Annotated in this window: 17 protein-coding genes; 12 read left to right on the top strand and 5 right to left on the bottom strand. The window is 44.7% G+C overall.

The genetic code is table 11. From position 1 onward, the window contains the following. Nucleotides 1-5: 5 nt before the first annotated feature. Together KDM92_RS03605 and KDM92_RS03610 are read left to right on the top strand one after the other, a co-directional pair. Nucleotides 6-1,343: an ATP-binding protein gene (locus tag KDM92_RS03605; protein ID WP_212683050.1), complete on the top strand. Its 1,338-nt coding sequence runs from the start codon at nucleotides 6-8 to the stop codon at nucleotides 1,341-1,343. Continuing rightward, nucleotides 1,340-4,810 carry a hypothetical protein gene (locus KDM92_RS03610; RefSeq protein WP_212683051.1) on the top strand — a complete coding sequence of 1,157 codons (3,471 nt, stop codon included), beginning with the start codon at nucleotides 1,340-1,342 and terminating at the stop codon, nucleotides 4,808-4,810. The genes KDM92_RS03605 and KDM92_RS03610 overlap by 4 nt, the downstream gene beginning before the upstream one ends. A gap of 61 nt (nucleotides 4,811-4,871) precedes the next feature. Here the strand turns inward: KDM92_RS03610 and KDM92_RS03615 are convergent, their stop codons facing one another. Both KDM92_RS03615 and KDM92_RS03620 read right to left on the bottom strand, forming a co-directional pair. Further along, a complete protein-coding gene (locus KDM92_RS03615; RefSeq protein WP_212683052.1) occupies nucleotides 4,872-5,753 on the bottom strand; it encodes a pirin family protein in 882 nt (293 codons plus the stop codon). 72 nt (nucleotides 5,754-5,825) lie between these two features. Next, complete coding sequence (locus tag KDM92_RS03620) at nucleotides 5,826-6,425, bottom strand: FMN-dependent NADH-azoreductase (RefSeq protein ID WP_212683053.1); 600 nt, start codon at nucleotides 6,423-6,425, stop codon at nucleotides 5,826-5,828. Between the two features lie 100 nt (nucleotides 6,426-6,525). Here KDM92_RS03620 and KDM92_RS03625 point away from each other — a divergent pair, with 100 nt between their 5' ends. From KDM92_RS03625 to KDM92_RS03635, 3 genes are all read left to right on the top strand, one after another. Then, entirely contained in the window at nucleotides 6,526-7,485 is a 960-nt protein-coding gene (locus KDM92_RS03625) for a LysR family transcriptional regulator (RefSeq protein WP_230408159.1), read from the top strand. 146 nt (nucleotides 7,486-7,631) lie between these two features. Further along, nucleotides 7,632-7,955, top strand: a complete 324-nt coding sequence (locus KDM92_RS03630) for a hypothetical protein (protein WP_212683054.1) — start codon at nucleotides 7,632-7,634, stop codon at nucleotides 7,953-7,955. 56 nt (nucleotides 7,956-8,011) lie between these two features. Then, entirely contained in the window at nucleotides 8,012-8,392 is a 381-nt protein-coding gene (locus tag KDM92_RS03635; RefSeq protein ID WP_212683055.1) for a hypothetical protein, read from the top strand. A gap of 149 nt (nucleotides 8,393-8,541) precedes the next feature. On the opposite strand, the gene KDM92_RS03640 is transcribed toward KDM92_RS03635, so the two are convergent. Beyond that, nucleotides 8,542-9,939 carry a Gfo/Idh/MocA family protein gene (locus tag KDM92_RS03640; protein WP_212683056.1) on the bottom strand — a complete coding sequence of 466 codons (1,398 nt, stop codon included), beginning with the start codon at nucleotides 9,937-9,939 and terminating at the stop codon, nucleotides 8,542-8,544. A gap of 226 nt (nucleotides 9,940-10,165) precedes the next feature. On the opposite strand from KDM92_RS03640, the gene KDM92_RS03645 reads away from it, so the two are divergent. From KDM92_RS03645 to KDM92_RS03655, 3 genes are all read left to right on the top strand, one after another. After that, complete coding sequence (locus tag KDM92_RS03645; RefSeq protein ID WP_212683057.1) at nucleotides 10,166-10,579, top strand: PaaI family thioesterase; 414 nt, start codon at nucleotides 10,166-10,168, stop codon at nucleotides 10,577-10,579. 193 nt (nucleotides 10,580-10,772) lie between these two features. Further along, nucleotides 10,773-11,504 carry a substrate-binding periplasmic protein gene (locus KDM92_RS03650; protein ID WP_212683058.1) on the top strand — a complete coding sequence of 244 codons (732 nt, stop codon included), beginning with the start codon at nucleotides 10,773-10,775 and terminating at the stop codon, nucleotides 11,502-11,504. Between the two features lie 30 nt (nucleotides 11,505-11,534). Further along, nucleotides 11,535-11,933 carry a RidA family protein gene (locus KDM92_RS03655; RefSeq protein ID WP_212683059.1) on the top strand — a complete coding sequence of 133 codons (399 nt, stop codon included), beginning with the start codon at nucleotides 11,535-11,537 and terminating at the stop codon, nucleotides 11,931-11,933. Between the two features lie 86 nt (nucleotides 11,934-12,019). Here KDM92_RS03655 and KDM92_RS03660 read toward each other — a convergent pair whose 3' ends face one another. Both KDM92_RS03660 and KDM92_RS03665 read right to left on the bottom strand, forming a co-directional pair. Then, entirely contained in the window at nucleotides 12,020-12,601 is a 582-nt protein-coding gene (locus tag KDM92_RS03660) for an ATP-dependent Clp protease proteolytic subunit (protein WP_189345532.1), read from the bottom strand. Between the two features lie 182 nt (nucleotides 12,602-12,783). After that, nucleotides 12,784-16,197: an EAL domain-containing protein gene (locus KDM92_RS03665; RefSeq protein WP_212683060.1), complete on the bottom strand. Its 3,414-nt coding sequence runs from the start codon at nucleotides 16,195-16,197 to the stop codon at nucleotides 12,784-12,786. Between the two features lie 164 nt (nucleotides 16,198-16,361). Here KDM92_RS03665 and KDM92_RS03670 point away from each other — a divergent pair, with 164 nt between their 5' ends. The 4 genes from KDM92_RS03670 to ygiD all read left to right on the top strand — a co-directional run bounded on the left by KDM92_RS03670 (nucleotide 16,362) and on the right by ygiD (nucleotide 19,022). Beyond that, nucleotides 16,362-16,829 carry a GNAT family N-acetyltransferase gene (locus KDM92_RS03670; RefSeq protein ID WP_212683061.1) on the top strand — a complete coding sequence of 156 codons (468 nt, stop codon included), beginning with the start codon at nucleotides 16,362-16,364 and terminating at the stop codon, nucleotides 16,827-16,829. A gap of 8 nt (nucleotides 16,830-16,837) precedes the next feature. Beyond that, nucleotides 16,838-17,335, top strand: a complete 498-nt coding sequence (locus KDM92_RS03675) for a hypothetical protein (RefSeq protein WP_212683062.1) — start codon at nucleotides 16,838-16,840, stop codon at nucleotides 17,333-17,335. 111 nt (nucleotides 17,336-17,446) lie between these two features. Beyond that, complete coding sequence (locus tag KDM92_RS03680) at nucleotides 17,447-18,178, top strand: aspartate/glutamate racemase family protein (RefSeq protein ID WP_212683063.1); 732 nt, start codon at nucleotides 17,447-17,449, stop codon at nucleotides 18,176-18,178. Between the two features lie 61 nt (nucleotides 18,179-18,239). Further along, entirely contained in the window at nucleotides 18,240-19,022 is a 783-nt protein-coding gene (ygiD, locus tag KDM92_RS03685; RefSeq protein WP_212683064.1) for a 4,5-DOPA-extradiol-dioxygenase, read from the top strand. Nucleotides 19,023-19,025 lie beyond the last annotated feature (3 nt).

A 19,025-nucleotide genomic window follows, 5' to 3' on the forward strand; every position in this document is an offset into this window, starting at 1 on the left:
TCGATATGCTAAATACTGAATGTTTAGAACAAGAAATTGCCTGGTTTAGCCGCGTTTGCGATGCGCGTTTTGACGCCTATTTCAAAGACAATGAAAGTGACAAGGATCTACAGAGCTTGATTCCGGCGCCAGACCTTTCCTCTAGCCAGACCGCATATGCAGAAGTTGTTCGAGAATTTGATTTTTCCTACCTTGAACGCATTGTGCTCGTGCTGGCTTTGGTGCCACATTTGAGGCCACAAGCGCTCGATTTTTTCTCGCTACAAAACTCAGCACTTTCACGTCCCTTCAGTGAAATTGGTGGTTGGCGCGGCAAAGCGCATTTAGGATTCTTGCCGACTTGCGAAACCGCTGCCTTCATTTTGGCTGGTAGCAGTTTGGAAAAACGCCTGCATGTAGCGAATCTATTCAAGGATGAGCATCCGTTTATTAGACAAGGTATCTTGCGACTCGAAAGTCAAGCAAATGATGAGCCTCTGTTCAGCTCAAAATTACAGATAAGCCATGAATATCTTCAAAGATTGATCGAAGGTGAACGCCACAAACCTGATTTTAGCGCGAACTTTCCGGCAAAACTGATGCAGACCGCATTGAATTGGGATGACTTGGTACTCAATCAAGAGGTGATGGAAGAAGTAGAACATATCGTTGCATGGCTCACACACTCTAGACATATTTTGAATGACTGGGGACTGCAAAAATCTTTAAAGCCTGGCTATCGCACATTATTCTATGGTCCACCCGGAACAGGAAAAACATTAACGGCGAGTTTGATTGGAAAACTGACGCAAGCCGATGTCTATCGTATCGATTTGTCTATGGTGGTCTCCAAATACATAGGTGAGACTGAGAAAAATCTCGCGAGTGTTTTTGACCAAGCACAAAACAAGAACTGGATTCTGTTCTTTGACGAAGCTGACTCTCTTTTCGGCAAGCGTACCCAAACCAGTAATTCAAATGATCGCCATGCAAATCAAGAAATCTCCTATCTATTGCAAAGGGTTGAAGATTTTCCTGGTGTGGTAATTCTGGCGACTAACTTAAAAGCCAATATTGATGCCGCATTCTCACGGCGTTTCCAAAGTGAAGTTTATTTTGCGATGCCCGATGCTCAGCAGCGCGAACGGCTATGGAACAAGCTATTTATCAACCAAGAACGATTGCACAGTGATGTCAATTTTCGAGAACTCGCTGAACGCTATGAATTAGCGGGCGGTGCCTTATTAAATGTAGCTCGCTATGCCGCAATTCGCGCAGTGAAGAGAGATCACCCTGTAATTACACAGGACGATTTGCTACGTGGTATCAGTAGAGAACTAATGAAGGATGGGAAAACATTGTGAAACACTTACACAACGCTCCACTATTATCTGGTGTTGATCATTTATCGCGAACATTGCGAGATTGTTCGCGCTTGTATGCCGGAGACTTTGCCAGAAAAATTTCGACATTGATTCCAGCAATGCATTGGAGTCGCCGGACCTCTCTACTCTGGTGTCTACTCTTTACTCTACCATTCAGTGCCGAAAAGAGTTGGGCGCAAATTGAGATTAACAGTATCTCGACGCAGATCGATAAAGTCTCACCGAACAAGACTGCGACCAGCAAAGATACAGGCAATATGAACAGTAAAACGGTCAACGTGGTCGGCTATAACAAAAATATTCGACAAGAGGACTTCAAAGGACTGAGCAAAGAAACAGTGCTGCAAATGCAAAAACAACTAGAGAGCATCTATAAAGATCTCAACGATTGGCAGCACGATTATGCATTGAAGGGCAAACCCTTAGATGATGGGATTGTTGGCCCGATTACTCTCTCGTGGCTACAACGATTTGGCTTTAGTTTCAAGGTTTATACTGGTGAAGGCTATGCGCCAAGCTTAGCAAAGAATGTAGACAGGATCGCCCGTTTTGGCGAAAAGAATCGTGCTGAGCTGGGTATTCTACTTAGCCCGGAATTTGAAGCCTGGGATTTCATGCAACCGGAGAAAACAAAGAACCAAGACTTCCAAATTCGACGACAAGGTACAGACAAAGAACTAATTGACCTAGTCAATCGCTTTCGTGGTATGCGAAAAATTGCCCCTAGATCTGCCCCAAACTTTGTTGATACCAGCGCCTATTTTGTCTACAACTTGAATCAAGCTGACTTAGATGTTTTGGGTGGAAAAGATCAAATCATACAAGTTCTCACAACACTAAAAGACAAAGAATTTAACTCCTCAGAGGCCTTACGTTCAGCAACTGCGCAAGCAATGGGTGGCAGGGAATATTTACTAAAACAAATATGGCCCTTGATTGCGCGTAATGCAGCGGATTTTGATGGGTACCTTGTCAATGAAGATGCATTAAAGAGACTAAAAGAAGTCAGTGACTTCCCTGTCGCAGTGATTGATGAATTACGTCTACAGGGTACGATCTACTTTAAAAATAGAGAATTATTTGATAGCTTTTTGGAAGAAAAGCTGAACACAGACGCTTTATTTCTCACCGACGATGAGAAACGCGCGGTGGCTGAAGCCGCACGGGTATTCGATAATATTCATTTGACCGAGCAATCACTAGCGACTATAAAAAACGAACTCAAAGGTAACATTCAAAATACTGGCGTACCCGCGATGATCGTCAAGTTGTTAGAGCAAATCAAAGACGTTGACTATGCAGAGATTGATTTATTTCGTAGTGCTGCGGTGTCGAAGATCGTCATGGGAATCGGTGCCTGTCGACTCAACTCACCAAGCAATAACGCCTACGTGAGTAGTCTACGTATGAGCGATGATGACTTTGCGCTGCTACAAAAAGAACTAGAGGCGCTAAAAGCACAAGCGCCTGATGGGCGGAATCGACTCCCCCAAAGTCTCGAAAGTATTTTTACTGAGCTTAATCAGTTCCGCCTGCAAGTTGGCTTATGTGACGATAACAGTGTCACTCAAGCGCAAAACCTCATACAACAGCTTTACCATTCTTATCTAGCGATCGCGATCGAAAACGTTGCAAAGAAGCGTATTCCAGAAAAGCTTAACAACATCACGCTTAAAGGCGGCGACTGCGGTTGCGCACTCGATGAGTTTAACGGCATTGTTTATGGCTTTTATCCTTACTGGAAAAATCAACAGAAAACGCAAACGGTCAACTTCAGCGTACTTAATCGTGTCGCCTATTACGGCTTAACTGTCGACAATGTAGGCGAATTAAAACTTGGAGCACATGCTTTTGACATCCGTAATGGCAGCTCCAAAGATAATGAATTCATTCGCACTGCCCGCCAATACAACTCCAAAGTTGACTGGCTGATTCAGAAAAATGATTGGAGCGGAGATTGGAGAAAATTCTCTCGTGAAAATAAACAAGCTGTACTAAAAAAGCTCATTCAAAACATTGCAGGACTATTACGAGCACCGCTCAATGACATTAGTTCACGCATCAAACCGTATGCTAGTTTCGGTATCTCGTCTCGACCTACACGTGGTGATGGCGTGACGATTTACTTCCCCAACTACCCCTTAGATGCGGACTCTGCCTTATTGTTTAATGAATTCTATTTTGCCTTACGCAAAGAATTAGCGAATGACGATGTCTTAATTAATCTTCTCATTTCACAAGATAACTTCGTCAATAACCCAAGCAATAAGTCTGCCGCTTTTGGATTAAGTAACCTAGTCAAGTTGCGCAAAAAAAGTGACTCCCGTGGTTCGAACAATAAGCTAGACAAAGCATCTTTGCGCGAATTAATTCTGGTTCTTTTAAATGAACCTAGTACAGATTCGAAAAAACAATTGCGTCGTGCAATCGAAGGCGAGACTAGCTTGCATGGAGCAGACCGTAGCGACTTATTGCGCCATTTACTGCCTGTACTTCATTTTGACAATCGCAATTGGCAACAGCTAGAAGATGACATTTTGTATGCCGGAGATAACTTTGGGGGAATTGGTTTTTGGTCACCAAATTTCGATAATCTTGCCAAGCCTGTGATAGACCTTGAACAATCTTGCTTACAGAGTCAGCAAATAGCTGTGTGCTTACTTAAAAACTATCGCCCACAAGAAATCGTTGAAGATAATTCATCAACGATAGAAAAGTTTGTCTGCGTCAATCGCTGGTATTTGCAATTGGTGCTGACACTTTTTGTACTGCTAGCAATTTTGTTAGCGTATCTGTTCGCAAGGTATTGTGAAATACAAAATTTTGTGAAGAAGTACTTCCTCTGGATAGTGTGTTCTATCGTCATACCACCGTTGGTGATTTTCACACTCCTGCTACTTTTTGATCCTTACTTAGCGAGCTTATCTCAAGGCAATCTACCATTTATTGTTTCTGTGGTGATTCTTGTCGCTGGCATACTCGCAGGTTACTCCTATCTGAAATCTCGACGTGAACTGCCACTACGTCAGCGCGTGCTACCACAACGCCAAGGCTTGGGATTCCCACTCATTAGTTGGAACAAACAGTTAGACGAGACAGGATTTCGAGTGTTGATACGTAATCGTGGAACGGGTTTTGCCATTATCAAGAAAATTGAAATTTATCTGGATGGTCAAGCTGTCGCCGATGCAAAAACCGCCTTAGAAGCGGTTTTTGGTCCCAATAATAATCTAGTGTGGCGAGCAGCTCCTTTAGTAGGACAAAAAATCATGCCTGGTGAATCTTTGCTCGCCATTTCGATTAGTGATCCTAGTTCCGCACTGGCGTTTGACAAGAAATTAGCAGAACATGAATTAAAGGTTCTCATTACCTACTATTCCGCCAGCCACGAATATTGGGTTAGCGATGGCAAAGAAGTCTCTGCAGTGGCGGGCAATTTCAGCTAGATAGAAAACAAAAAAGCGTCAATTTGATTTACTCCAAATCGACGCTTTTTATTTGACCAAACTAGGGCTCTGCCGCAACCAATCGTCCCTGACGGAAATCATCAATCGCCTTGAAAATTTCTTCTTGCGAATTCATAACAAACGGACCGTATTGCGCGATTGTTTCGCCAAGTGGCTTGCCCGCGATGAGGATAAATTTAGCCGCCTCGTCCGCCTGAATTTTGACACCGTCTGCGCTTGGCCATTTTTTTAAAATCGCCATTCTTTGCAAAGGCACTTGTTGTTCACCAATGCGAACATTGCCGCGATACACATAAATGAAGGCATTAAAATCAGGCGGTATCTGTTGGCTAAAACTTGCGCCTGCTGGCATCTGCACATCAAGATAAATCGGCTCAGTGCTTGCCCTTTGCATTGCGCCTTGTACACCGTGACTTTGTCCTGCAATCACACGCACCATAACCTGATCTGGGGTCGTGAATTCAGGAATATCTGCACTCTTAAAATCACGGTACCAAGCTGGCGTCATTTTGTCTTTACTGGCTAAGTTCAACCATAGCTGAAAGCCTTCCATGCGCCCATTTTCTTGTTCTGGCAATTCTGAGTGGATCACGCCACGACCTGCGGTCATCCATTGCACTCCACCGTTTTCTAACAAACCTTCATTGCCAGCGCTATCCCGGTGGCGCATGCGCCCTTCCAGCATATAGGTAATCGTCTCAAAACCACGATGTGGATGGTCGGGAAAACCAGCGATGTATTCATCAGGATTGTCGCTACCAAATGCATCTAACATCAGAAAAGGATCAAGACGGTACTGATAGGGTTGCGTCAATACGCGTGTCAGCTTGACACCTGCGCCATCAGAAGTCGCTTGACCAACTACCAATTGCTCGACTGCGCGTGATAAGTTGACTGTTTCTAATTGAATCGAGGTGTTCATCTGCTACATCCTTTTCTGATGAAGTACAAAATAAGTACAAAATTAGTACAAGAGTCCTGCAATTAACGCAGTTTAAGCCAATGCTGCTTCGATTTGTGCTTGCGCATCGCTAATCGCACGTTGTTCGCCTTCTGGGCCCATCGCCAATCCTTCTGCATAAATGAATTCAACATCCGTCATACCGAGAAATGCGAAGAAATTTTTCAGGTAAGGCATTTGCGTATCGTTAGGCGTGTTGCGATACAAACCACCACGCGTCAAAACCACATACACTTTCTTATTCTTCAATAAACCTTCCGGGCCATTTGCGGTGTAACGGAAAGTGACTTGCGCACGAGAAATCGCATCAATCCAATTTTTCAATTGCGATGAGATACCAAAATTGTACATAGGGGCGCCAATCACCAAGATGTCCGCAGCTTGTGCTTCGGCAATCAAAGCATCATCCAAAGCAACGCGCGCAGCTTGTTCTGGCGTACGCTGATCGGCTGGTGTGAACAGTGCCTGCAACGCTGTTTCATCCAAACTTGGTTGTGGCGTCACGGCCAGATCGCGTAACACAAAGTTTGCGTCCTTGTGCTGTTCACGTAAGCGTGCGCTCACTTGATTAGCTAAATTGGTGGAATGAGAACCTGCTACACGGGCACTAGAATTGATCTGCAAAATGTTCATGGTATTGCTCCTTTATAAGGTGACACTGGTTTAGAACTGCACACTTGAGTGAATGTGCTGTCACTTTATATGTTCCATATTCAATGCAGAAGAGCTTAAAATGGATATGATTGTTCCATTGATAGAACAATTCTATTATTTCGGAGGCTGCATGTATCTCGATCCAAATGATTTACTCCTATTTGCACGTGTCGTTGCCGAGACAAGTTTTAGTCGCGCAGCAGATAAATTAGGCATGCCAAAATCAACCCTGTCGCGAAGAATCACCGCGCTAGAAGCACAACTAGGCGAGCGCTTACTCCTGCGTACAACTAGAAAACTTGTGGTAACCGATTTTGGCAATGCCGTGCTGGCGCATGCACAGCAAGTCAGTTCTGAAGTCGATGCGACGTTGGCGCTCACCCAACAAAGACAGGTCCAACCGAGTGGTAGATTACGTGTTTCGATGCCCGCCGATTTTGCCAATGAAACGATGACCGCCTTAATCAGTCGCTTTTTGCGCGAATATCCCGCCATCACCTTGGAGTTAGATTTATCACCAAGGCGGGTCGACTTGATTGGCGAGAATTTTGATTTAGCGATACGCATGGGCAGCCTACCCGACGATGCCTCGCTGGCAGCACGCCGACTGGCGAAGTTTTCTGCCGCAATTTATGCTGCTCCTAGCTATCTAGAAAAGCATGGTGAGCCACAAGAGCCAGAAGCTTTGATGGAACATCAAACCCTGCGCCTACTGGCACGCAATGGTGAACCCGCGATGTGGCGGCTAAAAAATGGAGCTCAAAGTTGGGAAGGTGTACCACCCGGAATCGCCACTGCCAATTCACCTGAAATGCTCAAACGACTGGCTTTAGCTGGCTTAGGTATCACCTTAATTTCTGAGCATTTCGCCCAATGCCATTTGCATGATGGCAGTCTGATTCGTGTCTTGCCGCAATGGCACTCACCCGAATTTGACGCATGGGCAGTATTTCCTGGCAGGCGCTTAATGCCAGCGCGAACCCGTGTGTTTATCGACGCAATGATCAAAGAATTTCAAGATGATCAAGGTTTTAGATAGTAAAATAATTATTTATTAAGAATACATTGCAAAATTGAGAGCGAAGTAAGATGAGATCGTTATACCCATTTCAAATCGTATGTCTATTCGGCTTACTTAGCCTACTGTCTGCATGTGATAAGAAAACTGAAACCCAAGACAAAAATGTGCTTCCACAAGCAGAACTCAGTCGTACTGTAAAACTTGATTTAAGCCGTCCCATAGAACTTGAACTCAAGTTAGTGACGAAAGACATGGCTATAGCGGCAAAAATATGCAAAATCGAGGGGTTGGATGTATACCAGTGCAAGGTCACGGTTTCTGGACAAAGCAATGTCATTGAGTACGGGGAGGTAAGTGTCACAACAATAGCTGTATTCTCTCAAAAAGAGCTAGATCGTCTAATCGCCTCGATTAAAGAGAAATATCATACTGAGGGTGCGTTTAGCTACTCAATCTCGCAAAAAAAGGAGTTTAGTTTTACTCCCTGATAAATTATTAGGGCGCGAAACATGTAAATGACATCAACATCAAAGGACAGCATAAAATGAAATCGCGACATTACTTTCTATTCGTATTTCTATTCAGCTCACTTAACTTTCTGTCCGCCTGCAATCAAATAAATGACGTCGCCACCGATGGACTGACTTCAGCGATGGATTTCAAGCATCCTATAGAACTTGAATTTCAACTAAAGACAGATGATCTAAAGCGGGGTGCTCAATTATGCAAAGTTGATAGTCCTCATCGTTTCGACTGCACTATCCGCCTTTCCAAGGTGAATTTTTTTTGGAACAGCAGTGAGGTTCGTGTGAAGGCAAAAGCGGTATTCACCAAGAAAGAATTGATTGACTTAGTGAAGTCAACAAAACAGAAGCACGAAAAATTCGGTACATTCAGCTATTCCATACGCGGCGTACTTGAGTAGATTCAGTCAATCCAGTCAGCATAAAATACAAATACACAAACAAAAACGCACCGTTAAGAAATTCAACGGTGCGTTTGCCATTTCTGTACTCAATATTAGAGCCCTCTGCACAAATTTCAATCATGCAGTAAGTTGTACAGAGCTTTCTATCAAAGGATAATTTTCAAAGGCTTAGTTGTTTTCCAATCTCCCCGGGTGAAATCAGGGAACACTTGTGAACTGCCATCTTCTTCTACCGACTTTTCACTCAATGGGCCAACCGCTGACCAGAAGCAGCCTTCGTAGACGTTTTGATCCATCGGTTCGCCCAGTCGTAAGCATTCAATAATGCGGAACAGCATTAAGAAATCCATACCGCCATGTCCACCCATTTTCTTCGCTAGTTCACCCATACGCAGATATAAAGGATGCTCATATTTTGCTGCAATCGCCTCCCATTCTTTGCCCTCTGCCCACTTGTGATAATTGCTGGTGATGCCTTCGACTGAGATACGATTTGGGAAGCCAGCTAATACGCCATTCACACCCCAAATCGTGTTGTGGCGAGAGTATGGGCGTGGTGTGGTTTCATCCCACTGCACCATAATCGTTCTACCTAAAGCCGTCTTGATAATCGAAGTATTAAGATCGCCGCCTTTGAAATCGAGTTCTCTAAATTTTGGCGTGGTCAGCTTTGTTGATTTCTGGGCGTACGCTGCACGACCTTTGGCTGGCGATGAGAACGAAGTGATGCGACCAAAATTATCTTCACCGCGCGCCAAGTTCATATATTGTGCGACCGGACCTAAACCATGCGTAGGATATAGATTGCCATTGCGTTTCGCGTATTCAAAAGTGCGCCATGAACCAGTTGAATCACCATTCTCCATTTGAAAACGTAAGGCATGGATATACGATGCTTCACCGTGTAGCAAATCACCGAGCACACCTTGTCTTACCATGTTCAAGTACAACAATTCTTCTCGACCATAGTTGACGTTTTCCATCATCATGCAGTGCCGCCCGGTCGCTTCTGATGCATCGACGATATCCCACATTTCTTTCAGTGTCGTTGCAATCGGCACTTCCACAAATGCATGGGCGCCAGCATGCATCGATGCGATCGCCATCGGCGCATGAGAACTCCAAGGCGTATTGATAAACACCGCATCTGGTTTGGTTTCGGCTAGCATGGTGCGCCAACCATTCTCATCACCGTAATAGACTTTTGGCGTGTGCCCAAATTTGTTGACTACTGCTGCGGATTTTTTTGCCCGCGCTTCGACCACATCACAAACACCGACAAACTGTACGCCCTCGATTGTGGCTAATTGTGCCGCATGACCTGAACCGCGCGCACCGACACCAATAATCGCGACTTTCACCTTATTCAATTTCGGCGCGGCGAAGTCACCCATGTACTTCGCACCAGCTGGACGTTTATCGCTATTGGCTTGCGCTCCAGTTTGCGCGGCCGCTTGCAGGCTGGTTAAACTAGCAAGACCCGCAGTCAAGCTGCTAAGAGTTTGCAAAAAGCCACGACGGGTGGGCTTAAGAGTAGATGTCATAGTCCAAATCCTATTTCTATATGCAGTTACAAATTTCAATCAACAATAAAGCGCAAAAGTGAAATGAAACAAACCAAAATTGATGTGACAAATTCTACCGAAACCCGCGCCATATAACAGCGATTAATATTCAAGGCTACATTTAGTTAAACTTAAGGAACAGCTGTGCAGCGATCTTTGCTGATTATGCTAGGCTGTAGCCTATTTCATTCTGTTTCGAATCACCATGCCACAATTAAATGTTCAGCAACTGCAAGAATTTCTGCGTAGCGATTTTCCACAAAGTAGCGTGGTAGTTGAGTCGGTGTCAGAGCGTGGCGCATCGGTGCGCCAAACCATTGATCAAAGTCATTTACGCCCCGGTGGCACAGTTTCTGGCCCCGTCATGATGGCGGTCGCCGATGTCGCAATGTACGTTGCTTTGTTAGCCGAAATCGGCATCGTACCGCTGGCAGTGACCACCAACCTTAGTATCAATTTCTTACGCAAGCCACGCGCAGATAAAGACCTACTTGCGCATTGTCAGCTGATAAAAGTCGGCAAAACTTTAGCGGTGGGTGAAGTGAGTTTGTATTCGGATGGTAGCGATGAATTGGTCGCGCATGTTGTGACCACTTATGCTATTCCACCACGTTCTTGACACCGATAGGGCGCTAGGAAAATCTAGCAGTATCGTAAAAGTAATCACATAGTCTTTTCATAGATACTAATCATTGAGACTAATCATTTATATCAATGATTGTGATTGATTTTGACAAGCGTGTGACAAGTTCGTATGCTTCGCTAGCCACGAAATATTTCATGGTGATTTTTTATTTTTTTATTGCCATAGAATGACACTCCGCCGTATTTTTTCCACCGCATTTTTCAGTTTCATAGGGATCACAAACGCTGCCATTGCTGCGGAACCGCTGAAGCTTTTATACGAAATTCGTGACCCTATTTCTTATCGTGATTCCCGTGGAAAAATCACCGGACTAGTCATCACTCCAACCGCGCAAGCAATGCAACATGCAGGGATTTCTTACGTCTGGGTGGAAACACCATTCAAGCGCCAACTCAGTGTGGTTGAAGCGAATGATGAAGCCGTCTGTGCAGTTGGTATGTTTAAAAATAAAGATCGACAAAAATATGCCAAGTTTAGTCAGGCAATTTTTCATGATACAGACCGACCTTCAGTCATGCTTGCTCACCGCGATTTTCAACCCGAAAAATCCATGGATTTATTGCGCACACTTAGCATACCCGGCATCAGGATGTTAAAGAAAGATGCGGCATCGTATGGAAGCGTGATTGATGACGCAATTGAACGCTCGCGCGTGGTGGTCGTCAACACCACTGCAGAATCTCTAAACATGGCAAAGATGTTGGTCGCCCGCCGCGCTGACTTTATCTTTGTACCTGAAGATGAAGCGCTCAATATGATTAAAACCATACCAGGTGGTGAACAACTACATATCTTTAAACCGCTAGGTATGCCGCAAGGTCCAGAACGATTTCTGATGTGTAGTTTGCAAGTGCCGGATGAATTGATTCAGCGCTTCAATAAGGCACTGACAAAGTAAAACGAAACTGATTGAGAAAGCAAAAACATCATGCGCAGACAAAGAATTAGTTCAGGATCGACTTTTGAAGAAAAAATCGCCTATTCACGCGCGATTGTGCATGGAGACTGGGTATTTGTTGCAGGTACCACGGGATTTGATTACAGCAATATGACGATTGCCGACGATATCTACACACAAACTGATCAATGCTTAAAGAATATCCAAGCAGCACTTGCACAAGCGGGCGCCACGCTAGCCGATGTGGTGCGTGTCAATTACGTGGTGCCTGATGCCAGTGAATTTGAATTATGCTGGCCCGTGCTACGGCAATATTTTGGTGAGATTCGCCCTGCTGCGATGATGATCTCTGCAGGTCTAGCTGATCCGCGCATGAAGATTGAAATCGAAGTCACCGCAATTAAACAAGCAGCGAATGTTGCTGGCTAATCCAACTTGATTAGATAAAAAAAGTGCAGCACGATGACATCGTCTGCACCTTCTTTACATCGCTCAGCAACTCAGTGATCAATTAATTAAGCATCTAATTCACTCTGTTGCACAATAATTCGCGACACCAAACCATAATCACGCGCTTCTACCGCAGTCATCCAATAATCACGTTCAATATCGCTAGTCACACGTTCTAAAGTCTGACCAGATTCTTTGGCGATTAAAGCAGCAATGCGTTCACGAATCTTGACGATTTCACGTGCTTGAATCGCAATATCTGTCGCCTGTCCACCAGCGCCACCACTAGGTTGATGAATCAAGAAGCGCGTATTTGGCAAACAAACGCGATGTTGTTTCGGTACCGCCAAAAACACGTTCACCGCTGCGCTACCAACCCAGCCGGTACCAACCACACGCACTGGCGCGTTAATGAAACGGATCATATCGTGAATCACATCACCAGATTCAACGTGACCACCAGGTGACGACACCAATAAAGTAATTGGTTCGTTCGACTCAGCGGACAAAGCAATCAAACGCTTACTCACTTCTGCCGCTAATTTATCGTTGATCGTACCGAACACCAAAACGGTACGAGATTTAAATGCCTTCTCTTCCAAAAATGGACTTGCGGCTTCGGCTTGCTTCTCTTTTTCTTCAGACATAATCACTTTCTTCTTCAACAAATTGCGACGATCTATATTCGCCTATAACGACACATATCAGGCCGCACGTGCATAGATCAAGGGGGAATTACCATTAATCTCTCAAATCGCTAGCGCACAAAACTAGCCTAAGATTTTCATAAAACCGACATGCTACTCGATTTCTCGACACTTGCGCTGTTCTAAGAAGCCTTCAGCAAATCTGGTAACAGCGGAAGCCATGCTTGTTCGGCCTGCCATTGCTCAGACCACGCCTTCAATTGCTCGGCTGGCATTGGTCGTGCAACACCATAGCCTTGTGCTAAATGACAACCTAAATTTAATAAGGCTGCACCATGCGCTAAGGTCTCGACGCCTTCCGCGATGACCTCACGGTGAAACGCATTGGCTAAACGGATCACACCTTCAACGATGCCTAGATCTTCAGCATCATGCAGCATATCGCGTACAAAGCTTTGATCAATTTTTAGCGTATCGATCGGCAATTTGCGCAAATAAGTCAGCGAAGAATAACCAGTGCCAAAATCATCCAAAGAAAAACGCACACCGAGGCGACGGCAGCTTTGCAAGATATCGACGGCTTGCTCGATATCGACAATTGCAGCCGTCTCTAACACTTCCAATTCGAAACAGTGCGCCGGCATCGCCGAATGCTGTGACAAAGCAAATGCCAGATGTGTGCTGAAATCTCTATGCAAAAGATGATCGGCACTAATGTTGACACTAATCGAAATTGCTAAGCCTTGTTGATGCCAAATCTCACCTTGCGTCAAGGCTTCTTGGATCACCCATTCACCTAATTTCTGATCGAGAGCACTGCCGTGAATATAAGACAAAAACTCCGCTGGCGATAAGATGCCTCGCTCAGGATGCTTCCAACGAATCAGCGCTTCTGCACCAACCACGCGACCATCACGCAAATCGACCTTTGGTTGATAGTACAAAACAAATTCACGATTTATTAGCGCCGTGTTTAACAACTCAAGGAAGCTACGATGAAGTTGCGCTTTTCTGTCACTCTCAGGGTCAAATAAATGGTAACGATTTTTGCCCGCGTTCTTTGCCACATACATGGCCTGATCCGCATGTCGCATCAAGCTATCGGCGTCGGCATTATCGTCGGGGAATAAACTCACCCCCACACTCGCCGTGACCTGTAGCACGATGTCATCAACCCGAACTGAATGACTAGCAGCTAGCAAGACGCGATCTAGCACTTGCATACATTCCATCGAGTTTTTAATGTCCGACAACAAAATCACAAATTCATCACCACCTATGCGAGCTAAGGTATCGTTGGCGCGTAACACATTGCGTAAGTGCGCGGTCACACCAATCAATAATTGATCACCAATATGGTGACCATGCCGATCGTTCACCAACTTAAATCCATCTAAATCTAAAAAGCAGACGGCTAACAAACTTTGATCTCTTTGCGCCCGAATTAATGCTTGCCCTAAGCGATCACTCAATAGACGCCGATTTGGCAAACCCGTTAAGGTGTCGTAATGGGCAATTTTATCGAGTTCATCTTCATGCGCTTTTAATTGCGTGATGTCTGAAAAAACACCGATGTAGTGCAATACCGTTCCAAGCTCATCACGTACTGCCGATATTGATAACAATTCGATGTATTCCTCACCGGACTTGCGTCGATTCCAAACCTCGCCCCGCCAAAAATCATTTTTGATTAAGTCGCGCCATAGGTGTTGATAAAACTCGGCAGGATGACGGCCAGATGCCAAAATCTTTGGGCTCTTGCCAAGCACTTCCTGATCAAAATAACCAGTGATCCGTGTGAAGGCGGGATTGACTTTGCTAATCAAGCCATGAATATCCACCATCATGATGCCTTCATAGCTACTAGAAAATACCGTCGCCGCATCGCGCTGCGCTTGCTCTAATACTTTTTTCTCGGCGATATCGGTATGCGTGCCCGACATCCTAACTGGCGTTCCTGCTTCATCCCATTCCACCACTCTGCCGCGCGTCAAAATCCAACGCCACTCGCCGGTTTTGGTTAACATGCGTAATTCCAACTCATGCAAACTACTCTTGCCAGCCAAGTGGTCTTGTAGCGACTTTAATGCCTTAGGATAATCCAAGGGATGCATATACAAAGACGACTTTTCTGGCGAAATCTGCATTTCACCTGGCGCATAACCCAACATCGTTTCCCAGCGAGCACTGACCTCAAATTGATTGGTTTTTAGATTCCAATCCCAATATCCTTGGTCTGTTCCTTCTAGCACGCGCGCCAATTGCTTTTCACGCTCAACCAAGGCTTTTTGCGCTAACTGTACTTCACTTAAATCACGTCCGAACGCGACATATCGACCATCTGGCAAACGTTTAGTGATCATCTCGACTTGTACCAAACTGCCATCACTGCGCAATAAGGGCCAATCTCGCCGAATGAATTTCTCTACCGCTAATTCTCTTAAATGCGCCTCCAATTTCAGTTTGGTCATATCATCGAGTAAATCCGGAATCGACATCATTTGTAACTGCGAAAGGCTGTGACCAGTCACCTTACATGCAGATGGATTAGCAAAAATAAATTCACCTCGTGCGTTAGTAATCCAAATCGCATCACCCGCCTCTTGCAAAACGAGTTGTAAATCTTGCTCAATCCGCTTCAATTCAGAGATTTCATGTGAAATACCAAATACACCAAAGATTTTCCCTTGCTGATCGATCAAAGGACCTTTGGTCGCCAAAAACACCAATTTCTTTCCAGCTTTAGTAGTCAAGTGTGCTTCATGCTCTTGTTGATTGCCACTGGCCAGCATACGCCGATCATTACCCGTAATGAATTCTGTCGAACTTACATCAAATAATTCACTATCATGCGCACCAAGAATGTCTTCGATCGGTATTTCTAAATGATTCGCCATCGCCTGATTTGCCATGACATAGCGACCTTGCAGATTTTTAACATAAACCGCATCAGAAGTTCCCGAAACGATGGCATCAAGTAAGCGCCTATGCTTTTCGTCTTTTGCCATTGCGTGTTGCAGCAGTTCGCTCAAAATACTAACGGCAAGTCCATTCACAACAAAAATTAACCATTGAAAGAGATCGGTAGAATCCTTGACCGCAAAACTGCCTCTTGGGTCTAATACATAGAGATAGATTCCCGTCGCTGCTAATGTGGTAGACAATAATCCTGACCACAATCCGCCTAACATCGCACTCAATACAATTGGGAAAATAAACAAAATCAACATGGGTTCGCCATGAACTCCTAGTGCTACGGTTTGGTGCAAGACAAACATCCCGGCGGTAAGCGCCAAGGTTAGTCCATACACTAACCAAGGCGATTGCCGCAATGAATGATGTTCATCCGCCAAATTATTGGATAAAGTAAAAGCACGTCGATCACGACCAACTGGTACTGCATGCATCGCAAAATAAAACAACGTAGTCGTTGCAACCACAAAGAAGATACCTTTAACGGTAGACAACCAAAGCATCGAACTGACATCAGTGAGCATCGTCAGTAGTTGATCGGACAGAAATATCCACGCACAAGCGAATACCGCATAAATGCAAGTAGCTAATAAAATATAGCGCCGACGTGTTAAGCCCAACATAGACTTCTTCCCGTAAAAACCATCGTAGTATCACCTGTACTGAGTGATGCTAAGATTGCCTGAAATAGCGCAAGTGGTCTATGATTAAATGCAAATTCTGAGTTCTTAACAACGTCTATCAGTATTGCCGCATAATCACACAGTCCCGTTTAAAAAAACCGCTTATGTTGATCCGTCCCGCCGTACTAGAAGATGCCGAAGTGCTGAGTCACCTAGTTCATCGCGTTATCAGTTATCTCACCATTCACGCCGATGGCCGCGAAGCAGAACCGTTTTTTGCCAGCATTACGCCTGCGGCTATGGCAGAACGCTTGCAATCAAGCCAATTTCGCTACTGGCTGGGAATTGACGATCATCAAAAAATCGTCGGTGCCATCGGTATTCGTGACAATGCCCATCTTTACCATTTATTTGTTGATCCTCAACATCATCAGCAAGGCTATGGCACGCAACTCTGGCAATACGTCAAAACGTATGCACTGGCGAATGGGAATCCGGGAATATTTACTGTCAACTCCTCTCTATTTGCAGAAAAAATGTATCGCAAATTTGGTTTCGTTCCCACCGCAGAAAAACAAGAAATGCATGGTTTAGCATTTATTCCTATGACATTAAAAATGGCGGCGGAATGAATTGCAGATTGAATCAACTTCACCAAAAATTGACGAACAAGCTCAATAAAAGTAGCGCTAAGTTGTTAGCAGCATTGCTGTCGCTGAGTGTGATCAGCACGGTGACAAGCGCACAAGTACTCACCCAAACCAACAAAGATCTCGGACACGGCTATCGATTTCAAGAATCAAAACAAATTAATGTGTCTGGCCGCTGGCACAGTAATCAAAGTTTTAAATTTCTTTATTTTGATAAACGCTATCTTTGCCAATGTACCGAGTTTAGTATTTCACCATCGGGTCGCTATGCCATCTTTCAAATCAGTGGCTCACTTGAAATCGCCAGTTTTAATCGCGACAAATTACGGGTGAATAATCACCCAAAGCTGCCCAAAGGAAAACTAAAACAAGTAATTTGGTCTAAAAATGAAAAACAAGCAGAGCTACATATTCAGGCAGAAGAAAGTGCGGTTGGAAATGCTAGTGATCTCAAGGAAGTTATCAAGAAACGTGTCACGCTCAAGTAAGCTCGATACAAATTCGACGTCTACTTTGTGCTTGATTGAAACGGAGAATCAAAGTTTCTACAACAATGATCAATACGAACAAAGCAGAAATTAGAGAATTGAGGACAATCAATGAAAACGCTTGGTCTAATTGGTGGTATGAGCTGGGAATCAAGCATTCCCTATTATCGTCAAATTAATGAAGCAGTAAAGCATGCACTAGGCGGCTTGCACTCAGCAAAGATCATTTTGTTCAGTGTCGACTTTCACGAAATCGAAGTACTGCAAAGGCAAGGCGATTGGTACGCCGCTGGTGAAATCTTGGCACAAGCAGCACAGGCACTAGAGCGTGCCGGTGCAGAGACCATCGTTTTATGCACCAACACGATGCATAAAGTCGCGGGAGCTATCGAAGCTGCGGTCAAAATCCCCTTGCTGCACATTGCAGATCCAACGGCAAGCGAAATTCGATCACAAGGATTACAAACAATCGGCTTACTCGGCACCCGATTTACCATGGAACAAGCGTTTTACAAAGACCGCTTGCGTCAACAACATGGCTTACAAGTATTAATCCCGAATGAGGCAGATTGCGCAATTATCCATCGCATTATCTACGATGAACTCTGTTTAGGTATCATCCGCGAGTCTTCACGCCAAGATTATTTGCGCATCATGTCTGCGCTAATTGAAAGTGGTGCGGAGGGAATTATCCTCGGCTGCACCGAGATTTCTCTATTGGTTCATAATGGTGATGTCGCAGTACCTCTATTTGATACCACTAGCTTACACGCTCGTGCTGCTGCAGACTGGGCATTGAAGCCATGTGAAATAACCTCATCTGCAACTGCAACTGCAAATTAAACTGAAATTCGTAGAAATGCTGCGCGATCGTCTCGACCACTTATCTAGTTAGGAAATTCTTATGCAAACGCCGATTCAACCTGCTATTTTTCTTGGTCATGGCAGCCCTATGAACGCGATTGAAGACAATCAATTTACTGCCATGTGGGAACAACTAGGCAAACAATTTCCTAAGCCAAAAGCAATCTTGGCAATTTCTGCACATTGGATGACCAACAATGTGGCGGTTACTGCGATGTCGAAGCCAAGAACCATTCACGATTTCGGTGGATTCCCACCTGCCCTATTTGCGGCAAACTATCCGGCACCGGGCAGCCCTGAACTAGCGCAACGAATCAGCCAATTATTAGGGCCTATGCATGTACATCAAGACCACACTTGGGGTTTGGATCATGGCACTTGGTCGGTTTTAATCAAAATGTATCCAGCTGCAGATATACCCATCGTGCAACTGAGTTTGAATCTGCACGAAGGCGAAGACTTTCATTTTCGCTTAGGCAAACAATTGGCGAGCTTACGCGACGAAGGCATCATGATCATCGCTAGCGGCAATATCGTGCATAACTTGCGACGATTGGATATGCGGATTGATGGTTACGATTGGGCGCAACGCTTTGACACACAAATCCAAGAAGCAATACTGCGCGAAGACTTTGCCAGCGTCGTTAATTACACACAATATGGTCAAGATGCGCAATTGTCGGTACCAACAGTAGAGCATTATTTACCGCTGCTTTATGTACTGGGAGCGAAACGCGAAGGGGACCAAATCGCTATCGTCAACAAAGAATTAGTGATGGGTGCTATCAGCATGACATCGGTAGTCATTACGCATCCAAACTAGCGC

This window comes from Affinundibacterium baiyunense, assembly GCF_018139645.1.
Taxonomy (GTDB): domain Bacteria; phylum Pseudomonadota; class Gammaproteobacteria; order Burkholderiales; family Burkholderiaceae_D; genus Undibacterium; species Undibacterium baiyunense.